Raw genomic sequence first — 19,343 nt, 5'->3', positions numbered from 1 at the left:
TTTTCGACCTTTAGGTCGGCGGGCCGCAGCCTTCGGGCGCGGAGGCCCCCTTATCGCGTCCCTCCGCAGGCTGCCGCCCGAAACAATGTCCGGGGCACTCCTGCTTTAAAGCCACCCTCCGCAAACTGCGTCCGAAACTATTTCCGTAGCACCCCGCTTCAAAGCCGCCCTCCGCAAGCGACCGTACGAACTCCCTCGTTCGAAACCCGCGGCGCCAGCCCGTGTCCGCTGTGTCGTCCGCCGGGAAACGCCGCAAATAGCGCCGTTCGGCTCCGGGCGCAGAAAGCCCCGGCGAACCGGATTATTTATTGATCAGGTCGCTGTCCTTCTTGTCGTGGTAGTGTACCTCCACAATCCCGACGCTCTGATCCTCGGCCACCTGCAGGCGCACCTTGTATTTCCACTCCCAGCGGCGGCGCAGCGACCAGAAGCCCTTGCGCAGGTAGGAGGCCACGTAGGGGCTGACCACCAGTTTGATAAACTTGTGCCCGCGGTCCTGCGTGAGGAACGAAATCTGGTTCTCGATCTTCTTGTCGAGCAGGACCGTCGGCTCGATCTTGCCCGAACCGTTGCAGGTGGGGCAGACGTCCGAAACGTTCTCCACGGCCACGGGGCGCACCCGCTGGCGGGTGATCTGCATCAGGCCGAACTTGGTGAGGGGCAGCACCGTGTGCTTGGCCTTGTCGTCGGCCATCAGACGGACCATCTCGTCGAAGAGAGCCTGTTTGTTCTGCGCCTTGTGCAGGTCGATGAAGTCGATGATGACGATGCCCCCCAGATCGCGCAGACGCAGCTGGCGGGCGATCTCCTTCGCGGCGGCGAGGTTCACGTCCATGGCGGTCTGCTCCTGGTTGTCCTCAGCCTTGGTGCGGTTGCCCGAGTTGACGTCGATGACGTTCATCGCCTCGGTACGCTCGATGATCAGGTAGGCGCCGCGCCGCAGCGAGACGTACTTGGCGAAGAGCGACTTGATCTGCTTCGAAATGTCGAAGTTGTCGAAGATGGGCACATTGCCGCGGTACAGCTTGACGATCTTCTCCTTCGAGGGGTCGATCTGGCGGATGTAGTTGCGGATCTCGTTGAACATGGCCTCGTCGTCGACGGCGATCTGGGAGAAGTCGCCGTTGAGCGAGTCGCGGATGATCGTGTTCGCCCGGTTCATCTCGCTCATCAGCTGGGCGGGGGCGGTGTTCTTGCGGATGGCCAGCACAGTCTTGCGCCAGCGGTCGATCTGCGTCTGGATGTCGTGCTCGATGTCCTCGTCCTTGGCCTCCATGGCGGCCGTGCGGATGATGACCCCGAAATTCTTGGGCAGCACCCCGGCGGCGATGCGGCGCAAGCGCTTTTTCTCGTCCGTCGAGCGGATTTTCTGCGAGAGGAAGACCTTCGAGGAGAAGGGGACCAGCACCACGTTGCGGCCCGCCAGCGAGATGTCGGCCGTCAGGCGCGGACCTTTGGTCGAGATGGCCTCCTTGGCCACCTGCACCATGACGGTCTGTCCCACCTGCAGGTAGTTACCGATCTTGCCCGTCTTCTCGACGGGCTCCTCGAGTTTCATGCTCTCGACGCGCAGGCCGCGTTTGTTGGGCTGCTGCGACTCGACCAGCTTCTGCAGCGAGGGGAACTGGCTCCCCAGATCGAGGTAGTGGATGAAGGCGTCCTTCTCATGCCCGATGTTGACGAAGGCCGCATTGAGCCCCGGCATGATCTTACGCACCTTTCCCAGGTAGATATCCCCCACGGCGAACCCCGTCTGGCACTGCTCCTTGTTAAGCTCGACGAGGACCTTGTCCTCGCACAGGGCGATGGATATCTCGGTCGGGTTGACGTTTACGATTAATTCTTTGTTCATCTATCGTGTGTCGCGCTCCGGAAAGGGAGGCGCGGTATGCTGAAATTAGTATTGGACCGCCTGTTGGCGTGAAGTGGCGGCGAACTCCAAGGTCGTAACCGGCATTCGTGCGGCATGCGCACAGGGCCGGTCCGGACGTCGCGTCCGGCGAAAAACGGCGTTTCCGGGCGAAAAACCCGAAAACAGGTAAAGCTAAAAGAGCCACGGGCTCCTTTAGCTTTACCTATCGTTTAGCACAAAGGTGCTACCCTACTTTTTCTTGTGACGATTCTTGCGAAGACGTTTTTTGCGCTTGTGGGTAGCCATCTTGTGACGCTTATGCTTCTTTCCGTTTGGCATAGTTTTGATTTTTTTGAGGTTCTTTGTTTATCGCGTGTTATTTCACCTTCGCTGCGAAGCTCTTGGCGGGCTTGAATGCAGGAATGTCGTGTTCGGGAATGGTGATGGTCGTATTCTTCGAGATATTGCGGGCGACCTTCTGGGCGCGCTTCTTGACGATGAAGCTGCCGAAACCGCGAAGATAGACGTTGTTCTTGTTGGTGAGCGACGTCTTGATGCTGTCCATGAACGCCTCGACGATTACCTGCACCTGCACCTTCTCAATGCCGGTGCTCTTTGCGATTTCGCTTACGATATCTGCCTTTGTCATGTCTATAATGTATTAAAATTACTAATTTGCTCGGACTTCGGACTGCAAATATACGTTTTATTTGCATTTCCGACAACAAACCCCTTATTTTTTTCGCCGTTTTTTCCGTGAACGTTCTACGTTGCACGCTGTGAGGGGGATAACAAATATCGGGCAAAAGTCGATGGAAAATTAAAATATTCTGCATCAGGCATTTATTTCCTGCGAGGCGAAGAAACGACAGATGACGTTAATCAGTTGTTAATCTGTAATTTACATTCATAACCGGCAAAAACCGCGGATCGGCCATCATTCGAAAAAATTCCGGCTTCGCCGGCAGCCGCCGACCGTCCGGGAGAAAACCCGGCCGCCGATCCAATAAACCGCGGGTTTTTTGCGTTTGATAATAAATTGGTTAATTTTGTCATCTTAATTTCCGAAACCGCATGGTCAAAATACTCTGGGTCGACGACGAAGTGGAACTTCTCAAGCCGCATGTGCTCTTCCTGCAGGGGAAGGGCTACGAAGTGGATACCTGCAACAACGGCTACGACGCCATCGACATGGCTTCCGAAGGGTCCTACGACCTGATTATCCTCGATGAAATGATGCCCGGCATGACCGGGCTGGAAACGCTGCCCAAGATCAAGGAGGTGCGGCCCACCACGCCCGTAATCATGGTCACCAAGAGCGAGGAGGAGAACATCATGGACAAGGCCGTCGGGTCGAAGATCGCCGACTACCTCATCAAGCCCGTAAACCCCAACCAGGTGCTGCTCTCCATCAAGAAGAACGTCCATTCGCGGCAGCTGGTCACCGAGCAGACCACGGCCGACTACCGCTCGGAGTTCGGGCGCATCTCGGCCTCGCTGCAGATGGCCGACACCTTCCAGGACTGGTGCTCGATCTATCGTCGGCTGACCGGCTGGGAGATCGAGCTGGAAGGCTCGACCGACCAGAGCATCAAGGAGGTGCTCTCCTACCAGAAGACCGAGGCCAACCAGGAGTTCTGCAAGTTCGTGCGGCGCAACTACTACGACTGGATCAACCGCCGCTCGAACGATACGCCCGTCATGTCGCACACGCTCATGCGGACAAATATCTTCCCCGTCGCAGACGAGAATCCGAAGACCACGCTGCTGTTGATCGACAACTTCCGTTACGACCAGTGGCGGGCGATCTCGTCGCTGCTGCGCGGATATTACGACGTGGTGCAGGACGACTTCTACTGCGCCATCCTCCCCACGGCGACCCAGTACGCCCGCAACGCGGTCTTCGCCGGGCTGATGCCGCTCTCGATCGACAAGCTGATGCCCAACAAGTGGCTCAACGACAACGAGGACGGCGGCAAGAACCAGTACGAGGAGGAGTTCCTGCGCCGCCTGATGGCGCAGAACGGCAAGACGTGGAAATTCTCGTTCGACAAACTGGTGCGCCCCGAGCAGGGCCGCCGCCTGCTGGACAACATCCAGAAGGTCTACGACGCCGACTTCTCGGTGATCATCTACAACTTCCTCGACATCCTCTCCCACGCCCGCACCGAGACGGACATCATCCGCGAGCTGACGGAGGACGAATCGGCTTTCCGCTCGCTCACGCGCTCATGGTTCGAACATTCGGACCTGCTGACCATCCTGCGCATGCTCTCCGAGCGGGGGCACACGGTGGTCATCACCTCCGACCACGGAACCATCCGCGTCGACAACCCCGTCAAGGTGACCGGCGACCGCGAAACCTCGGCCAACCTGCGCTACAAGACGGGCCGCAACCTGGCATACAACCCGCGCGAGGTGTACGAGGTGCTCCGGCCCGAGGACATTCAGCTGCCGTCGAGCAACCTCACGTCCAGCTACATCTTCGCCTACAACTCCGACTTTCTGGTCTACAACAACGACGCCAACCGTCATATCCGCTACTACCGCAATACGTTCCAGCACGGCGGTATCTCGATGGAGGAGATGATCGTTCCGTATATCGTACTCAAACCGAAAAACTGATCGCATGAGAACCATCCATATCACTTCGCAGGAGGAGCTGCCCGACGTGGCGCGGGCGGTGATCGAAGCCATCGGCCGCCGCACGGTGGTCGCCTTCCGCGGCGAGATGGGCGCGGGCAAGACCACGCTCATCCGCGAGATCGTCGCCCAGTTAGGGGCCACCGACACGGTGACCAGCCCCACGTTCGCCATCGTCAACCAATACAAGGGAACGGGCAACCGACGCATCTGCCACTTCGACTTCTACCGCATCAACGACGTGCGAGAGGCTTACGACTTCGGCTATGAGGAGTATTTCTACTCGGGCGACATCTGCCTGGTGGAGTGGCCCGAGAAGATCGAACAGCTGCTCCCGGAGAACGTCGTGACCGTGCGCATCCGGGTCGACAGCGACACGGCCCGCACGTTCGAAATCGAATAGCGCGCACCCATCGGGGCACGGCTTTCGGGAGCGTGCCTTATTTGCGTCCGGGAAGCAGCGGCTTTCGGCAAAAATCACTATCTTTGCCGGGAAACAAAACCCGAAGAAGATGAAAAAAACGGTTGTGATCGCAGGATGGATCGTAGTGGGCATCCTCCTGTTGTTCGTGCTCGTGCGCGTGGTGTTCCGCGCCCGTATCGAGGAGGGCCGGAGCAATGCGCCGCTTCAAAAGCGCGTCGAGCTGCTGCGCTCGGCAGGATCGTACGGTGCCGACAGCACCGATCTATGCTTCACCTACACGCAGGATACGCTCCGTGCCCGCGAAATTCGCACCTACTTCCGCCTCGACACGCTGCTCGACCCCTCGGCCCCCACGTGGGAAAACACCCTCGCGCTGGCTCGGTTCGTCGCGCGCAACATCCCCCATGCCAACCAGCAGGTTCAGCCCCAAACCCGCAACTCAACGGCGCTCTGGGAATACCACCTCCACACCGAACCCGCCTTCAACTGCCGTTTGCACGCGATCCTGCTGCATGAGCTGCTGCTCGCCTCGGACATCGTGAACCGCTTCGTGACGTGTCTGCCGGCCGACTCGCTCGATTCGGACTGCCACGTGGTGAACATCGTCTGGCTGCCCGAACGGGAAAAGTGGGCCATGATCGACTCCGACCAGCAGGCCTATGCCGCCACCCCCGACGGCGTGCCGCTTTCGCTGGCGGAAATGCGCTCGCGCTACATCGCGGGGGAACCCATCGAATACCACGCGCTACTCGGCGAGGAGGAGGATTTCGGGGACTACCGCGCCTACTGGGCCAAGAACCTCTACTGGTTCGAGTGCTGGGAGCAAACCGGCTTCGATAAGGAGGTCGGCTTCGAGGGCCGCACCGTCGCCCTGCTGCCCGCGGGATACGGTGGTTTCAGCTTCAATCGAAACGAAATCCCGACCACGGACGCCCACCGTTTCTGGGCAGCGCCCGCCAACGGACTGCAAAAGCAATAAACGACCGGTAACCATGCAGGAATACATCTCCAAACAGCAGCAGGTGCTGCGCCCCGCCGAGCAGATCTATGCCGTCATCAGCCGTTTCGACAACCTTACGCCCGCAGTCGGGGACAAGGTCGAGGAGTGGCAGGCCACCGAGGACACCTGTTCGTTCAAGGCCAAGGGATTCACCGTCCGCCTCCGCATGGAGGAGCGCGAGGCTCCGCGCCACGTCAAGATCGTCGGCGACGAGGGCGGCGTGCCGGTGGACTTCGCCTTCTGGATCCAGCTGCATAAAGTCTCCGAGACGGACACCCGGCTGAGGCTGGTGCTGCACATCGAGCTGAACATGATGATGAAGATGATGATCGGCGGCAAGCTGCAGGGGGCGCTCGACCAGATCGCCGAGGGGATCGCCCGGGCGATGAACCAGGCTCCCGCCTGCTAAAACAGCGCACCGTGAAAATCTCCGATCCGTTCGCCGCCCTCCTGCTGCCGAAAGGAACGCCTCCGGCCGAGCGGAACGCATACGATTTCGGGCGGATCGGCAGCTACTTCTACAACAGCGCCCCCGAGACGGCGTGCCTGCAGACGGTCGATGCCGAGACGACGTCCGATCTGGACCTCAACGCCGTCTTCGAGCGGATCGACCGCACGACTTCGCGCGTGGGACAGCAATACCTCTATGCCCGGCTGCGCACGCTGCGGGGCGAGGAGGAGACCGCCGCTTTCGGGCGCGATGCGGAGCGGTTCGCCGGCGATCCCGCGCTCGCCGCGCGCTGCTCGGCGCATCTGAAACGGCTCTCCGACGAGCGGGCCTACGACCTGCAAAACCTGATCTTCGACACCCCGGCCCGCGTGCGCGGCATCCGGGCGGCCTACCTGTTCAGCGCGCTGGCCGTCGCGTCGCTCGCGGCCAGTTTCTTCCACCCGCTCTTCCTGCTGCTCTTCGCCGCGACGTTCGCCGCGAACCTCTACATCCACTACGACAACAAGCTCAACATCACGCTCTACGCCGCCGCGGTCAAACAGCTCGCCGAGGCGCTGCGCACGGCCCGCAGGCTCGCCGCCGAGGAGGTTCCCGGTACGGAGGAGGCCGCCGAGAGCATCCGCCTGACCTCCACGGTAGAACGGCGCAGCCGCATCGTCGCCGCGCAGGGCGACGGCGGCAACGAACTGCTCGCCGTTGCGTGGCTCGCCGTCGAGTTTCTCAAGATCGCTTTCAATATCGAGGTGATCCTCTTCCACCGCTTCATCGGCAGCATCGTCCATCACCGCGAAGCCATCCACGGGCTGTTCCGCTTCATCGGCCGCACCGACGCGGCGATCGCGGTCATGCGTCTGCGCAGCGAGGGCGGAACGTGCCGGCCCCGCTTCGTCGAGGGCAAGTACCTCGCCGTCACGCAGGCCGTCCATCCGCTCATCGACGGCTGCGTGGCCAACACGCTGACGCTCGACGGCTCGGGGCTGCTGCTGACCGGATCGAACATGTCGGGCAAGACGACCTTCATCCGAACGCTTTTGCTTAACGCGCTGCTGGCCGAGACGATCGACACCTGCTTCGCCGAGGCGTACACGGCGCCCTATATGAAGCTCTTCACCTCGATCCGTGTGACGGACGATCTTTCGGAGGGGACGAGCTACTACCTCCAGGAGGTCCTGATCGTCAAGCGGTTCCTCGATGCGGCCGAAGAGACCGCGCCCTGCCTGTTCGCCCTCGACGAACTGTTCAAGGGAACCAACACCACCGAGCGGATCGCCGCCGGAAAGGCCGTGCTGGCGCGTTTGAACCGGGGACCGCACGTGGTGCTCTGCTCGACGCACGATGTCGAACTGGCCTTCCTTTTGCACGACGACCGCTACGAGCTGCACCACTTCCGCGAGGAGGTGACCGACGGCGAACTCGTCTTCGACTACCGGCTCCATACGGGTCCGCTGACCACGCGCAACGCCATCCGCATTCTGGAGTTGTACGACTATCCGCCCGAGCTGATCCGCGAGGCGATGGAGGTGCAGAAGCGGCTGGCGGGAACCGACGCCTGAAACGAGAAAGGCCGGGACCCTGTGAGCGGGTCCCGGTCTTTCCATAGGGTCTTTCGGCTACTCCATCGCCGCGGCGACGCAGCGGATCGTGGGGAACGCCCCGTGCAGGTTGCGGGCCACCTCCGCGGGCGTGCACCACGCCACGCGTTGGATTCCCTCCTCGCGCTGGGGCCGGAGCCTGTCGAAAGCCGACGTACGCAGCAGGAACCAGTGCGTGCGTTTCAGCTCCCAGCGGGCCGTCCGGCTGAAATAATAGGCATGCAGCGTGTCACACAACGGGCGCACGACTGCAGCCCGGACGCCCGTCTCCTCGGCGATCTCGCGTACGGCGCAGGCGTCGCACCCCTCGCCCGGCTCGACATGCCCCTTGGGCAGGTCCCAGCGGCCGCTGCGGTAGATCATCAGCCACTCGCCCCGCTCGTTGACCACCACCCCGCCCGCCGCCTCGACCGGGGTGAACTCGGCCGCGAAGGCGGCGAAGGCCGCATCGGGATCGGCGGAAAGGACGGCCACGCAGTTGCTCGTTTCGAGAATTTTGAGTATCTTGGCCCTCGTAATGGCCTCCGCGTCGGCGGACGCGACGGCCACACACTCCCCGGCAGGGAGTTCCGTGGTGAAAACGACGGACTTGTCGGCGAAATAGACAGTACGATCCATGTTCCGGAATTTTGGAGCAAAAATACGAATAAATGAGAAAACCCGACCGCAAATGAAAAAAATTCTCCTGTTTATGGCTATGGCAGCTATCGGGATCGGAGCCTGCGACAAACGCCCCGAACCGCTTACGATCGACAATGCGCTGACCGCGGAAGAGATCGCCGCCGGGCGGTTGACGCCCGAGGTGATGTGGAAGATGAGCCGTGCGGGCGCACCCGCGCTCTCGCCCGACGGGGCGACGCTCCTCTACCAGCAGACCGACTACAACATGGCCGAAAACCGCGGCGTGACGACCATCTGGGTGCAGGACCTCGCCTCCGGGACCCTCCGGCGGCTGACCGACACGGCATCCAACAACGCCGACCCCCGCTGGAGCGCCGACGGATCGAAGATCCACTTCCTCTCCGACCGCAGCGGTTTGATGCAGGTCTGGGAGATGGCTGCCGACGGAAGCGGCGCCCGCCAGCTCTCGGCCTTCGACCGCGACGTGGAGGGCTTCGGCATCAGTCCGCGCGGCGACAAGGCATGGTACGTGCAGACCGTGAAGGTCGCCGACCGCCTCTCGAAAGACTACCACAAGGACATGCCCCGCTCCAATGCGCGCATTTACGACGATCTGATGGTCCGCCACTGGAACTATTGGGACGAGGGCGAATACCGCCATATCTTCGTGGGCGACATCACCGCGGAGGGCATGAAGCCCGGCGTGGACATCATCGGCGCGGACGCCGAGTGGGACGCTCCGCTGGCCCCCTATTTCGACATGGCCGAGATCGCGTGGAACCACGCCGGAACGATGCTCGCCTACACCTGCAAGCCGCTCACGGGAACCGAATACGCCGTCTCGACCGACTCGGACATCTTCGTCTGGAACGTCGAGAACGGGGCGACGCAGAACATCTGCAAGCCGCTGACCGGCAAGCCGGCACGGCCCGGCGAGGCGGTGGTCGACCTGGCCGAGATGGTCGGCTACGACAAATACCCCGTCTGGTCGCCCGACGACCTGCACATCGCCTTCCGCTCGATGCGCCGTCCGGGCAACGAGTCGGACAAGGAGCGGCTCCTGCTCTACGACTGCCGCACGGCCGAAATGACCGATCTGACGGCAGACTTCGACTACAACGCCACGAACGTCGTCTGGGACGGCAACGATCGGATCTGTTTCATCGCCCCGATCGAGGCTACGCACCAGATCTGCCGCATCGCACCCTCGGAGGGCGAGGTGGAGGTGCTCACCGCGGGCGACCACGACATCAACGCCTTCACGCTGGCCGGCGGCCGGATCGTGGCACAGATGTGCACGATCTCGATGGCCGACGAATTTTTCGACGTGAACCCCGCGGACGGGAAGCTGACGCAGATTTCGGCCATCAACAAACCCGTCTACGACGCCGTGAAGATGGGCGAGGTGCAGAAACGCTGGGTGCGGACCACCGACGGCAAACAGATGCTCACATGGGTGATCCTGCCGCCCGACTTCGACCCGGCGAAGAAATACCCCGTGCTGCTCTACTGCCAGGGCGGCCCGCAGAGCGTTGTATCGCAGTTCTGGAGCTACCGCTGGAACTTCCAGCTGATGGCGGCGCAGGGCTACGTGGTGGTCGCCCCCAACCGCCGCGGCCTCCCCTCGTTCGGACAGGAGTGGCTCGACCAGATTTCGGGCGACTACTCGGGACAGAACATCCGCGACTACCTCGCGGCCATCGACGACGTGGCGCGCGAGCCGTGGGCCGACCGTGACCGCATGGGCTGCGTGGGAGCCTCCTACGGCGGCTATTCGGTCTACTACCTGGCCGGCTGCCACGAGGGGCGCTTCAAGGCGTTTATCGCCCACTGCGGCATCTTCGACTTCGACTCGATGTACGGCGAGACCGAGGAGCTGTGGTTTGTCAACAACGACTACGGAGGCGCCTACTGGGACGCGAAGAACGCCACGGCGCAGCGCTCCTACGCCAATTCGCCGCACAAGTCGGCCGCCAAGTGGGACACCCCGATCCTGATTTTCACGGGCGAAAAGGACTACCGCATCCCTTACACCCAGTCGCTCGAAGCGTTCACCGCCGCGCGCGTGCAGGGAATACCGGCCCGGCTGGTCGAATTTCCGGACGAGGCGCACCAGGTCTTCAAACCGCAGAACTCGCTGGTTTGGAACCGCGAATTCTTCGGCTGGCTCGACCGCTATGTAAAGCAATAAATTCGTCCGACCACCAAACGATTGCGTCCGGCGCAGTCGCCGGAAGACCCGCCCGCAAGGCGGGTCTTTTCCGTCGTACGGCCCGGAAACGGGCGGGGAAAAGCGGCCTGTTCGTGATGAAAATCGGGGCGTTCGTTGAATTTATTTTCCATATAGGTAACCGATGCGTACTTTTGCACACATCCGATAAAAGATCATATCCCTATGCGAACAACATGCTGGACATTCGTCGCGCTGCCGCTACTGCTCGCCTCGTGCTCCGGGGCGGAGGAGTCCGTGCGACTCGACGAGAAGACCATCCGCGTCACGGTGGGCACGGGTCCGCGGCTCGATATCGCCTCGCGCACGGCGCTGGACGACGACGGTAAAACGATCCGCTGGGCCGCGGGCGACCGGATCGCCCTCTGGGCCGTCGACGAGACCGGGACGGCGCGGCTTGCGGCCCACCCGTTCGTCCTCTGGCATTACAACGATTTCTATAACGACGCCAAATTCACGGCCGACATCCCCGAGATGCCCGAGGGAAACTACACCTATTACGCCGTCTCGCCCGTACCCGACGCCGTGGCGGGGACGCACGCGACGTTTGAGATTCCCGCCGTGCAGGACGGCACGTTCGACGGAGCGCACGACATTATGGTCGCCTCGCCCGTGGCGGGCGGCGCCCTGCTGCCGGGCGACAACAGCGAGGCGGTGACCCTCGCCTTCTCGCACAAGGTTCACCTGCTGAAGATCGAGATTCCTGTCAACAAGATGAACCTTCCGATCACGCGGCTGACGCTCACCTTCCCCGTGGAGGTGACGGGGCTTTTGAGCATCGACGCCGCCGATCCGGCGGCTGCGCCGACGCTGACCGAGGGCGACAACGTCGTGACCCTCTCGTTCGCCACCCCGAAAGATGCGGGCGACACGGTTTACGCCATGATCGCCCCGACGGCGCTCACGGCAGCGGATCAAATCGAGATCAAGGCCTATACCGACAGCAAGGAGTCGTTTCCGGCCATCATGCACGGCAAGGACTACCTGGCGGGCCACACCACGCCGATCCGGCTGACCATCCCCGAAATGTACCGCGTCACGCGCATCTTCTTCTCGCTGGCGGGCCGCGACGGCAAGACCGACCTTGCGGAAGACCTTGCGGGCGGCTACGGCTGCTCGACGCTGGGCGAGAGGGTCAACGCCTTCACGCTGACCGGACCCGAAGGGGTCGACCTGGGCAACGGTTCGAACACGCGCACCTTTACGGTCAACGAGGACAATCTTTACGAAATTTTCTACGAAGGAGAGTTTACGGACAACCTCTCGGGCCAGCCGTTCACCGTCACGTTCGATTCGGAAAACGCACTTCTCTCGCAGGGATTCACCATGCCGCCGCTTACGGCGGACGATCGCAATACGATCGACGGATTCGCGGTTCCCTACCTGCTGGCGGAGGATTTCAGCGAATGCGGCAGCTTCAGCGGGCCCGAAAAGACGAGCAGCAGCGTTGCCGGAACCGAATTGTCCGGCTCTGGTTTACCGGGCTGGTATGCCGGAGCGCGCGCCGAAGGATCGGCCGGAATAAGTGTCCGGCTGAGAAGCTACAGCCATATAGGCGGTCCCTACCACTCCCGACTGGACAGTTGTCCCCTATCCGGTCTCAAATCGGGTAAAACGGTAAGCGTCCGGATCGACTTCAATGCAGACTGGAAGAAGAACAAGAGTTCGTCGATGGGGCTAATCGTGGGACGCACCTCGGGACACAACCTCAATTCGAGCATCGACAACGCTACGACCATTTCGATGAGCGACAACGGAAACGCCTCGTCGACTAATATTCCCACCCGGCGTTCGGTAACGGTGGACAACTTTACCGGAACGCAAAGCATCGCTTGGAAAACTTCCGGCAAGAACGGAACAATGTTCAACTACGACGATGTTTACCTCGACAACATCCAAGTCTCGATCGTCCGTTAAACGCAAAGAAGCCATGAAAAAACACCTTATATTTCTGTTGGCATCGGCCCTTGCGCTGGCTGCGTGCTCCGAAAAGGCGGACGAGGGAACGCCCGGCTACGGGCGGCTGAGCGTGCGCTGCGGCGCGGACCTCTCGCTCGCAAGCCGCGCAGCGAGCGTCCCCGCGGGCGAGGAGTTCGCGTTCGTCCTCGACGGGGAGGGTTATCACGGCGAGTGGGCCACGGTAGCCCGGTTCGCCGGGCAGGACACCATCTTCAAGGAGGGCCCCTACACCGCCACCGTCACCTGGGGCGATCCCCAGGCGGAGGGGATCGACAAGCCCTACTACGAAGGGAAAGCCGCGGTGCAGATCGTCGCGCGACGCACGACGCAGGTGACCATCGAGGCGCGCATCGCCAATTCGGAGGTGACCGTAACGGTCACGGAGCAGTTCCTCCGCTACTTCCACGACCCGCAGATCAGCGTCACGACCGGCGCAGGCAGCGTCTTCGGGTTCAATCCCGCCGCGTCCGTGCCCGATGAGCCGGTCTACGTCAGGGCCGGGACCTCGCTCAAGGTCGAGGGCACGGCACGCAAGCAGAGCCCCGACGGAAAAGACGACGGCCCCGAAGTGAAGTTCAGCGAGCAGACCGTCGCCGCGACCGCACCGCGGACGCGCTACAACTTCCAATTCGACGCGCCCGACGCGGGCAGCGCGATTCTGATCATCAAACTGGATGACCAACCCGTCGAGACGATCGTGCTCGACCTGGAAATGAACGACGCAGCGATTGAAGAGACGAAATAAAACACACGCGATATGAAAATCCACTCCAAATTTCTCACCCTTCTCGCCGCCGCGGCGTTCTTCGCCGCAGGCTGCGTGGACGAAGACCCGGCTTATCTGGACGAAAAGGAGAAGCCCGTCCCGGCCGACGGCCACGGCTACCTCGCGGCCACGAACCTCTCGATGCGGGTGATCCTCGACACCGAGACCGAAACGGGCGACGACGACACGGGCGGCGACACCCAGCGTCCCGCCTCCCGCGCGGCAGACGACGGGATCGACACCGACGCCTACCTGATCGAGCTGCTCAACGCCCGGGGCGAAGCGGTGCTCCAGACCACCTACGGCGAGCTGAAAACCGTCCTCGCCGAGCCGATGGCGCTCGAAGTGGGCAGCTACACGCTCAACGTCCGCTCGGAGGCCGACAGCCCCGCCGCGGAGTGGGAGCACCCCGTCTACGGCTGCACGAAAACCATCCAGGTGACCAAGGCGGACACGAAAGAAAATCCCGTGCAGATCGGCGAAGTGGTCTGCACGCTGCAGAACATCAAGGTCACGGTCAAACTCTCGGTCGACCTGGCGGGCAAGCTCACCGAGAACTCCGAGGCCACCGTGTCGCTGGGTCCGAACAGCCTCGTCTTCCCCATCGTGGGCGGCAAGGCGGGTTACTTCATGCCGCTGGCGCCGACCAACACGCTCGATTTCGTGCTGGCGGGCAGCTTCGCCGATACGCCGGACGAGAGCGTGACATTCAGCAAGACCATCGCCAACGTCAAGGCCGGACAGTGGCGCAAGATCACGCTGGTGATCGCCTATGCCGACAAGGGCGGCATCCGGCTCGACATACAGGTCGACAGCTTCGTGCAGGACGAGACCGTGGTGGTCGACGGCACGCAAGGATCGTGGGAGGAGATTTATCAGGAAGACCCGCTCATCGATCCGCCGACGATCGTCTGGAAAGACCATGACCTCACGAAACCGTTCCAGCTCAAAGCCTCGATGTTCGATGCGGACGACAAGTGCACCGAACCTTTCGACTTCGAGCTTACCGCGCCGGGCAAGGTCGCCTCGTTCGTGGTCGACATCACCTCGACCAACCCCGACTTCATCGAGTCGCTGGGCCTTGCGAATGTTCCCGAAACGTTCGACCTCTGTCAGATCGCCCCCACGCACCCGGCCTTTACGCTGCTGTCGGCCTTCGGATTCCCGCTGGGCGATGCGCTGCGCAACGCCACCGAAAAGAATTTCGACATCGGGGGAGCCATGCCGCTGCTCTATAAGCGTCCGGGATTCGACGGGACGCACACTTTCGGCTTCCGCATCACCGACGCGGAGGGACAGACCGTCGAGGCTTCGCTGGTGCTCGTGGTGAACCGCGGCAGCGAATCGGGTGCCCCGAACATCGTCTGGAAAGGGCAGTATGTCGACGGCACGGATTACGACATCGACCGCGAAGAGCCTTACGAGTTGGACCCCGACATGCAGATCGACATCGAGTTCACCGCGCCGGCCGGCATCCGCTCGCTGGTGGTGACGATCATCTCCGAGACACTCGACGTGACCGATGTGGGGCTTCCCCAGTCGTTCGATTTGGCGGACATTCAGGACCCGGACCTGGCCAAGACGCTCGGCGCACCCGACGGCTTCGGATTCCCGATCAACGATCAGGTGAAGAATCAGACCCTCGTGCCCTTCTGCATCACGCCGTTCGTCGAGCTGCTGACCATTTTCGAGGGCGTGCATGAATTCAAGCTCGACCTGACGGATAACGCAGGCACGACGATCACCAAGAGCGTCAAAATCCACGTAACCCGATAGTGCAATGAAAAAAACGATCTATATCGTCTGGGCGCTGCTGACGGCCCTTTGCGCCGGGTGCTCGAAAGACGATGCCGCGGCGGACGGCAACGGAACGGGCGTCCTGCAGATGCGCATACTCGCTTCGCGCACCGGAACCGAGACCCAGACCGGCTACGATCCCGCCGAGCATATGACCGTGCGCATCTACAACGCCGACGGGGGCCTGCTTCGCAAATACACGTCGCAGGACGACCTGCCCGACGACAACCGGCTGGAACTGCTCGCAGGCGACTACCGCGTGGCGGTCGAACTGGGCGAGGCGGTCCCGGCCTCCGAGAGCGTCTGCTATTACAAGGGCGAGGAGACGTTCACCATCACGCCGGGCGGCGTGACCACGGCCGAGGTGACCTGCCGCCTGCAAAACACCGTTGCCGAGGTCAAGTTCGACCCTACGATCGGGGAGAATTTCGGGGAGAGTTTCTACGCCTGGACCGTCATCGCCGAAAGCGTCGACGAGGAGCAGGCCGCTGCGGGAGCCGTTCCGGCGCTGCGCTTCACGGCCGACGGCAAGGGTTACTTCACGCTGCCCGAGGGTGCGACGACGCTGGCCTGGCGGTTTGCGGGCGAGCACGCTTCGCGCGGGAGCGTCGTCAAGGAGGGTACACAGGCGGTGGTCGCCGGCGGCAGGTACTCGCTGACGTTCCGCTACTCGAAGGACCTGCCCGGCTACATCGAGTGCTTCGCCGTCAAGGTCGACACCTCGACCGACGACAAGGACGACACGATCATCTTCAGCCCCGACCCGACTGTCGAGGGCGACGGCTTCAACATCGGCTCGGTGCAGGATTTCATCCCGGGCAAGAGCGCGGCGAAGAGCTATAAGATCAGCACCATGTCGCCGATGCAGTCGGCGGAGCTTACGCTGGGTGAGGAGCGTTACGACCTGTTGGCGCTCGCGTCGCGCGCTGCCACGGACGGCATCGAAGTGGAACGGACGGGTGAGAAGAATCTGCGGGTAACGCTCTCCGACGCGTTCTTCGCCGACCGGGCAGGAGGTTCGCAGACGCTCTCGTTCCGCGTTACGGACACGGCGGGCGGTACGCTGGAGAAGCGGGCGGAGTACCGCTTGCAGGGGCTTCTGCCCGTCACCGAGGCCGATTACGACCTCTGGAACAACACCGTTACGCTGCGGGCTATGGTGCTCGATCCCGATGCGGGCGCGGTCCGGCTGGCGCTGCGCGAGGCGAACGGCACGTGGCAGGAAGCGGACGCCGCGGCGGGCGAAGACGCCCTTTACACGGCCGCGTTCCGGGTCGAATGGCAGCAGTCGCAGAACGAAGCCGGGCTGACCGTCAGCACCCCCGTTGCGGGCACGGGCGTCTTCGCGGGCAAAACCTATGAATACCGGGCCGAGATCGGCGGCGAGCAGACTGCGGCTACATTCACAACCCCGCAAGGCGATGCGATCTACAACGCGGGCATGGAGCTGTGGTCGACCTACACCGTCACGGGAAGTGGATTAACGGGCGGAACGGTTCCCTACCCCAACGAAAGCAGCAGCGTGGAGTTCTGGGTCGGCGGCAACAACAAGCAGACCAATTCGCTCTGCACGGGAAGCGACCAGATCGCAGGCAGCAACGGCAAATGCGCCGTGTTGCAGCCCGCGGCTGTTTTCGGCGTCTTCGCCGCGGGCAATCTCTTTACCGGAACCTTCGACTGCGGCACGGGAGCGTTCGACACGTTCGGCTTCGCACGGTTCGGCGTCAAATATGCGTTCTCGGCGCGTCCGAAAGCGCTTCGCCTGCATGTCAAAGCGACCATCGCCAAGGTTACTCATGAGGGTAACGGAGGCAAACTTACCACCGATGACATGGACCCGGCCCGCGTCTACGTCTGCGTGATCGACTGGAGCGCGCGCCACGCCGTCAAGTCGGGCGCAAGTTCCGACCCGAACACGTTCTGGGACCCGGTGAAGAGCACGTCGCTCAACGAGGGTCCGATTCTGGGCTATGGGTCGCTGACCTTCACCGAATCGTTCGACTGGGACACCCTTACGCTGCCGATCAACTGGTACGATACGCAGGGAGCGCCTGCCGCGGGCAACTACTCGCTGGTGATCTCCTGCGTGTCGAGCGCCTACGGCGACTACGTGGCGGGGAGTGTCAACAACCAGCTCTGCGTCGAGGATTTCGAATGGGTATATTAACGAAGAATAACCGCAAGTGATACGCACCACACTACTTCCCGCATGCCTCGCGCTGTGCCTTATCGGCACTGCGCAGGGGCTGCGCGCCCAAAGCGCCGAAGGGAGCGCGACCGCCGCATCCGGCACGGCGATCCCGGCCGGGGTCGCTCCGGCGGCCGATTCGGCTCCGGCAGCCGCCGAGGTTTCGGACGAAGCGCCCGCCGTGCCGGAACGCCCGCTGACGATCAACGAAAAACGCCGGCAGCGCGGCCTGACGGACACGCACAACCTGTTCGTTCCCAAAGGACAGTGGATCTTCGGCGGGACGGCCTCCTACTCGACCCACTCCAACGAAGGTTACCAATTCCTGGTCATCGAGGGCATCAACTCGAAAGGCTACAACGTCAAGGTCAGCCCGATGATCGCCTACGCCTTCCGCGACAACATGGCCCTCGGCGCGCGCTTCATCTACGGCCGTTCGCTGATGCGCATCGACGACGCGGACATGCAGCTGGGCGACGACGAGTCGGGGACGAACATCGTCGTGAAGGACTTCTACAAGCTCGTACACAGCTACACCGCGGCCATCATCTGGCGGCAGTACATCCCGCTGGGGCGCAACAAGCGCTTCGCGCTCTTCAACGAGATGTCGCTGGGGCTGGGAGCCACGCAGGGCCGTTTCGCCAACGACTCCCCCGTAAAGGGGACCTTCGAGCGGGGCTTCAACTTCTCGCTCGGCATCAGCCCCGGCATCATTGCCTTCGCCACGAACAACATGGCCGTGGAGGTGAACGTCGGCGTGATGGGCATCACCTACAACAGCACCAAGCAGGTTCACAACCAGGTGACAGAGGGGCGGCGCTCGTCGAGCATGATGAACTTCAAGGTCAACATCTTCTCGATCGGCCTCGGCATGGCTTTCTATCTCTAAAACGGCACGCAGATGAAACGAATCCTACTCTCCATACTCTCGACAGGCATCGTGCTCGCAGCCGTGGCCGAAACGCCCCTCGCTCCCGACGGGACCGTGGATTTCCGCGTCATGCCCGTCCCCTCCCAGCCCGCGGACACAATGGTCCGTGCCCACGAGCACCTCAGCCGGCTCAAGGCCGAGGAGCAGGCCGTGCAGCTGCGCCGCAGGCAGCGCTTCCTGCCCACGCGCCGCCGCATTGACCGCGAGATCGACAAGCTCAAATTCGCCTACAAGGGCGAGGTGATGATGGGTCTGACAGCCTCCTACGGCACGCTGTCGAGCGACGACTCGGACATCATGCTCATCCTCGACAACATCAATGCCTCGGGAACCGTCGCCACCGTCAAACCGTTCATCGGCTACTTCTACCGCGACAACAACTGTCTGGGCGTGCGCTTCGGCTACCGCCATCTGGGCGGCAAGGTGGACAACCTGGATGTCGACCTGGGCGAGGAGAACGACCTGAATTTCGACGTTCCCTACCTCGACCTGAAGAGCGACAACTACTCCTTCGGCATCTTCCACCGCTCCTATGCGGGACTCGATCCCAAGGGGCGCTTCGGTCTGTTCGCCGAGTTCGAGCTGTCGGTATCGACCGGCTCGACGGAGTTCCTCTACGAATCGGGCGACGTGATAAAAGAGGTTTACAGCGACAATATGCAGGTGAAACTGGCGTTTAATCCCGGAGCGGCGGTCTACATCTTCCCCAACGTCTGCGCGACGCTCTCGTTCGGACTGGGCGGTATTCAGTACACCTCCGTCACGCAGAAGGACGCCGACGGAAACAAGATCGGTACGCGCAAGGCTTCCAACATGAAGTTCAAGCTCAACATCGCGGCCATCAACATCGGCATGACCATCCATATGTGGGACAAGAAAAAGAAATGAC

The 19,343-nt window shown here is 62.0% G+C and carries 15 protein-coding genes; 12 read left to right on the top strand and 3 right to left on the bottom strand.

All coding sequences use genetic code 11. The features are described from left to right. Nucleotides 1-301 precede the first annotated feature (301 nt). Together ACMO9O_RS07625 and ACMO9O_RS07620 are read right to left on the bottom strand one after the other, a co-directional pair. Nucleotides 302-1,852, bottom strand: coding sequence for an Rne/Rng family ribonuclease (locus tag ACMO9O_RS07625; protein ID WP_418983268.1), 1,551 nt, complete (start codon nucleotides 1,850-1,852; stop codon nucleotides 302-304). Between the two features lie 376 nt (nucleotides 1,853-2,228). Further along, on the bottom strand, nucleotides 2,229-2,501 hold the full coding sequence (locus ACMO9O_RS07620; RefSeq protein WP_418983267.1) for an HU family DNA-binding protein: 273 nt from the start codon (nucleotides 2,499-2,501) through the stop codon (nucleotides 2,229-2,231). A gap of 425 nt (nucleotides 2,502-2,926) precedes the next feature. Between ACMO9O_RS07620 and ACMO9O_RS07615 the strand changes: the two genes are divergently transcribed. The 5 genes from ACMO9O_RS07615 (at nucleotide 2,927) to ACMO9O_RS07595 (ending at nucleotide 7,923) form a co-directional block, all read left to right on the top strand. Continuing rightward, the gene (locus ACMO9O_RS07615) at nucleotides 2,927-4,477 is read left to right on the top strand and encodes a response regulator (protein WP_418983265.1); all 1,551 of its coding nucleotides are present in this window, start codon (nucleotides 2,927-2,929) and stop codon (nucleotides 4,475-4,477) included. Between the two features lie 4 nt (nucleotides 4,478-4,481). After that, nucleotides 4,482-4,898: a tRNA (adenosine(37)-N6)-threonylcarbamoyltransferase complex ATPase subunit type 1 TsaE gene (gene tsaE / locus ACMO9O_RS07610; protein WP_418983264.1), complete on the top strand. Its 417-nt coding sequence runs from the start codon at nucleotides 4,482-4,484 to the stop codon at nucleotides 4,896-4,898. Between the two features lie 109 nt (nucleotides 4,899-5,007). After that, nucleotides 5,008-5,898 (top strand): transglutaminase domain-containing protein, encoded by an 891-nt coding sequence (locus ACMO9O_RS07605; protein WP_418983263.1) that lies wholly within the window; start codon nucleotides 5,008-5,010, stop codon nucleotides 5,896-5,898. 13 nt (nucleotides 5,899-5,911) lie between these two features. Then, a complete protein-coding gene (locus ACMO9O_RS07600; RefSeq protein ID WP_418983261.1) occupies nucleotides 5,912-6,328 on the top strand; it encodes an SRPBCC domain-containing protein in 417 nt (138 codons plus the stop codon). Between the two features lie 11 nt (nucleotides 6,329-6,339). After that, nucleotides 6,340-7,923 carry a MutS-related protein gene (locus tag ACMO9O_RS07595; RefSeq protein WP_418983259.1) on the top strand — a complete coding sequence of 528 codons (1,584 nt, stop codon included), beginning with the start codon at nucleotides 6,340-6,342 and terminating at the stop codon, nucleotides 7,921-7,923. A 57-nt stretch (nucleotides 7,924-7,980) separates the two neighbouring features. Here ACMO9O_RS07595 and ACMO9O_RS07590 read toward each other — a convergent pair whose 3' ends face one another. After that, nucleotides 7,981-8,580 carry an NUDIX hydrolase gene (locus tag ACMO9O_RS07590; protein WP_418983258.1) on the bottom strand — a complete coding sequence of 200 codons (600 nt, stop codon included), beginning with the start codon at nucleotides 8,578-8,580 and terminating at the stop codon, nucleotides 7,981-7,983. Nucleotides 8,581-8,653: 73 nt separating this feature from the next. Between ACMO9O_RS07590 and ACMO9O_RS07585 the strand changes: the two genes are divergently transcribed. The 7 genes from ACMO9O_RS07585 to ACMO9O_RS07555 all read left to right on the top strand — a co-directional run bounded on the left by ACMO9O_RS07585 (nucleotide 8,654) and on the right by ACMO9O_RS07555 (nucleotide 19,342). After that, entirely contained in the window at nucleotides 8,654-10,774 is a 2,121-nt protein-coding gene (locus tag ACMO9O_RS07585) for a S9 family peptidase (RefSeq protein ID WP_418983256.1), read from the top strand. Between the two features lie 204 nt (nucleotides 10,775-10,978). After that, nucleotides 10,979-12,730, top strand: coding sequence for a fimbrillin family protein (locus ACMO9O_RS07580; protein ID WP_418983254.1), 1,752 nt, complete (start codon nucleotides 10,979-10,981; stop codon nucleotides 12,728-12,730). Nucleotides 12,731-12,743: 13 nt separating this feature from the next. Next, nucleotides 12,744-13,517 carry a DUF4493 domain-containing protein gene (locus tag ACMO9O_RS07575; protein ID WP_418983253.1) on the top strand — a complete coding sequence of 258 codons (774 nt, stop codon included), beginning with the start codon at nucleotides 12,744-12,746 and terminating at the stop codon, nucleotides 13,515-13,517. 12 nt (nucleotides 13,518-13,529) lie between these two features. Further along, nucleotides 13,530-15,314 carry a DUF4493 domain-containing protein gene (locus ACMO9O_RS07570; RefSeq protein ID WP_418983251.1) on the top strand — a complete coding sequence of 595 codons (1,785 nt, stop codon included), beginning with the start codon at nucleotides 13,530-13,532 and terminating at the stop codon, nucleotides 15,312-15,314. A gap of 4 nt (nucleotides 15,315-15,318) precedes the next feature. Beyond that, nucleotides 15,319-17,502, top strand: coding sequence for a DUF4493 domain-containing protein (locus tag ACMO9O_RS07565; RefSeq protein WP_418983249.1), 2,184 nt, complete (start codon nucleotides 15,319-15,321; stop codon nucleotides 17,500-17,502). Nucleotides 17,503-17,518: 16 nt separating this feature from the next. Continuing rightward, nucleotides 17,519-18,412, top strand: a complete 894-nt coding sequence (locus ACMO9O_RS07560; protein WP_418983248.1) for a hypothetical protein — start codon at nucleotides 17,519-17,521, stop codon at nucleotides 18,410-18,412. Between the two features lie 12 nt (nucleotides 18,413-18,424). Then, on the top strand, nucleotides 18,425-19,342 hold the full coding sequence (locus ACMO9O_RS07555) for a hypothetical protein (RefSeq protein WP_418983247.1): 918 nt from the start codon (nucleotides 18,425-18,427) through the stop codon (nucleotides 19,340-19,342). Nucleotide 19,343 lies beyond the last annotated feature (1 nt).

The organism is Alistipes sp. (genome assembly GCF_048465635.1).
Taxonomy (GTDB): domain Bacteria; phylum Bacteroidota; class Bacteroidia; order Bacteroidales; family Rikenellaceae; genus Alistipes.
This window is presented reverse-complemented; position numbering and strand designations above follow the sequence as displayed.

What these genes read in the sequence shown, in the direction of transcription:
- ACMO9O_RS07625 (WP_418983268.1), bottom strand. Translation starts at nt 1,852, where the DNA reads ATGAACAAAGAATTAATCGTAAACGTCAACCCGACCGAGATATCCATC.
- ACMO9O_RS07620 (WP_418983267.1), bottom strand. Translation starts at nt 2,501, where the DNA reads ATGACAAAGGCAGATATCGTAAGCGAAATCGCAAAGAGCACCGGCATT.
- ACMO9O_RS07605 (WP_418983263.1), top strand. Translation starts at nt 5,008, where the DNA reads ATGAAAAAAACGGTTGTGATCGCAGGATGGATCGTAGTGGGCATCCTC.
- ACMO9O_RS07575 (WP_418983253.1), top strand. Translation starts at nt 12,744, where the DNA reads ATGAAAAAACACCTTATATTTCTGTTGGCATCGGCCCTTGCGCTGGCT.
- ACMO9O_RS07600 (WP_418983261.1), top strand. Translation starts at nt 5,912, where the DNA reads ATGCAGGAATACATCTCCAAACAGCAGCAGGTGCTGCGCCCCGCCGAG.
- ACMO9O_RS07615 (WP_418983265.1), top strand. Translation starts at nt 2,927, where the DNA reads ATGGTCAAAATACTCTGGGTCGACGACGAAGTGGAACTTCTCAAGCCG.
- ACMO9O_RS07590 (WP_418983258.1), bottom strand. Translation starts at nt 8,580, where the DNA reads ATGGATCGTACTGTCTATTTCGCCGACAAGTCCGTCGTTTTCACCACG.
- ACMO9O_RS07585 (WP_418983256.1), top strand. Translation starts at nt 8,654, where the DNA reads ATGGCTATGGCAGCTATCGGGATCGGAGCCTGCGACAAACGCCCCGAA.
- ACMO9O_RS07580 (WP_418983254.1), top strand. Translation starts at nt 10,979, where the DNA reads ATGCGAACAACATGCTGGACATTCGTCGCGCTGCCGCTACTGCTCGCC.
- ACMO9O_RS07555 (WP_418983247.1), top strand. Translation starts at nt 18,425, where the DNA reads ATGAAACGAATCCTACTCTCCATACTCTCGACAGGCATCGTGCTCGCA.
- tsaE (WP_418983264.1), top strand. Translation starts at nt 4,482, where the DNA reads ATGAGAACCATCCATATCACTTCGCAGGAGGAGCTGCCCGACGTGGCG.
- ACMO9O_RS07565 (WP_418983249.1), top strand. Translation starts at nt 15,319, where the DNA reads ATGAAAAAAACGATCTATATCGTCTGGGCGCTGCTGACGGCCCTTTGC.
- ACMO9O_RS07570 (WP_418983251.1), top strand. Translation starts at nt 13,530, where the DNA reads ATGAAAATCCACTCCAAATTTCTCACCCTTCTCGCCGCCGCGGCGTTC.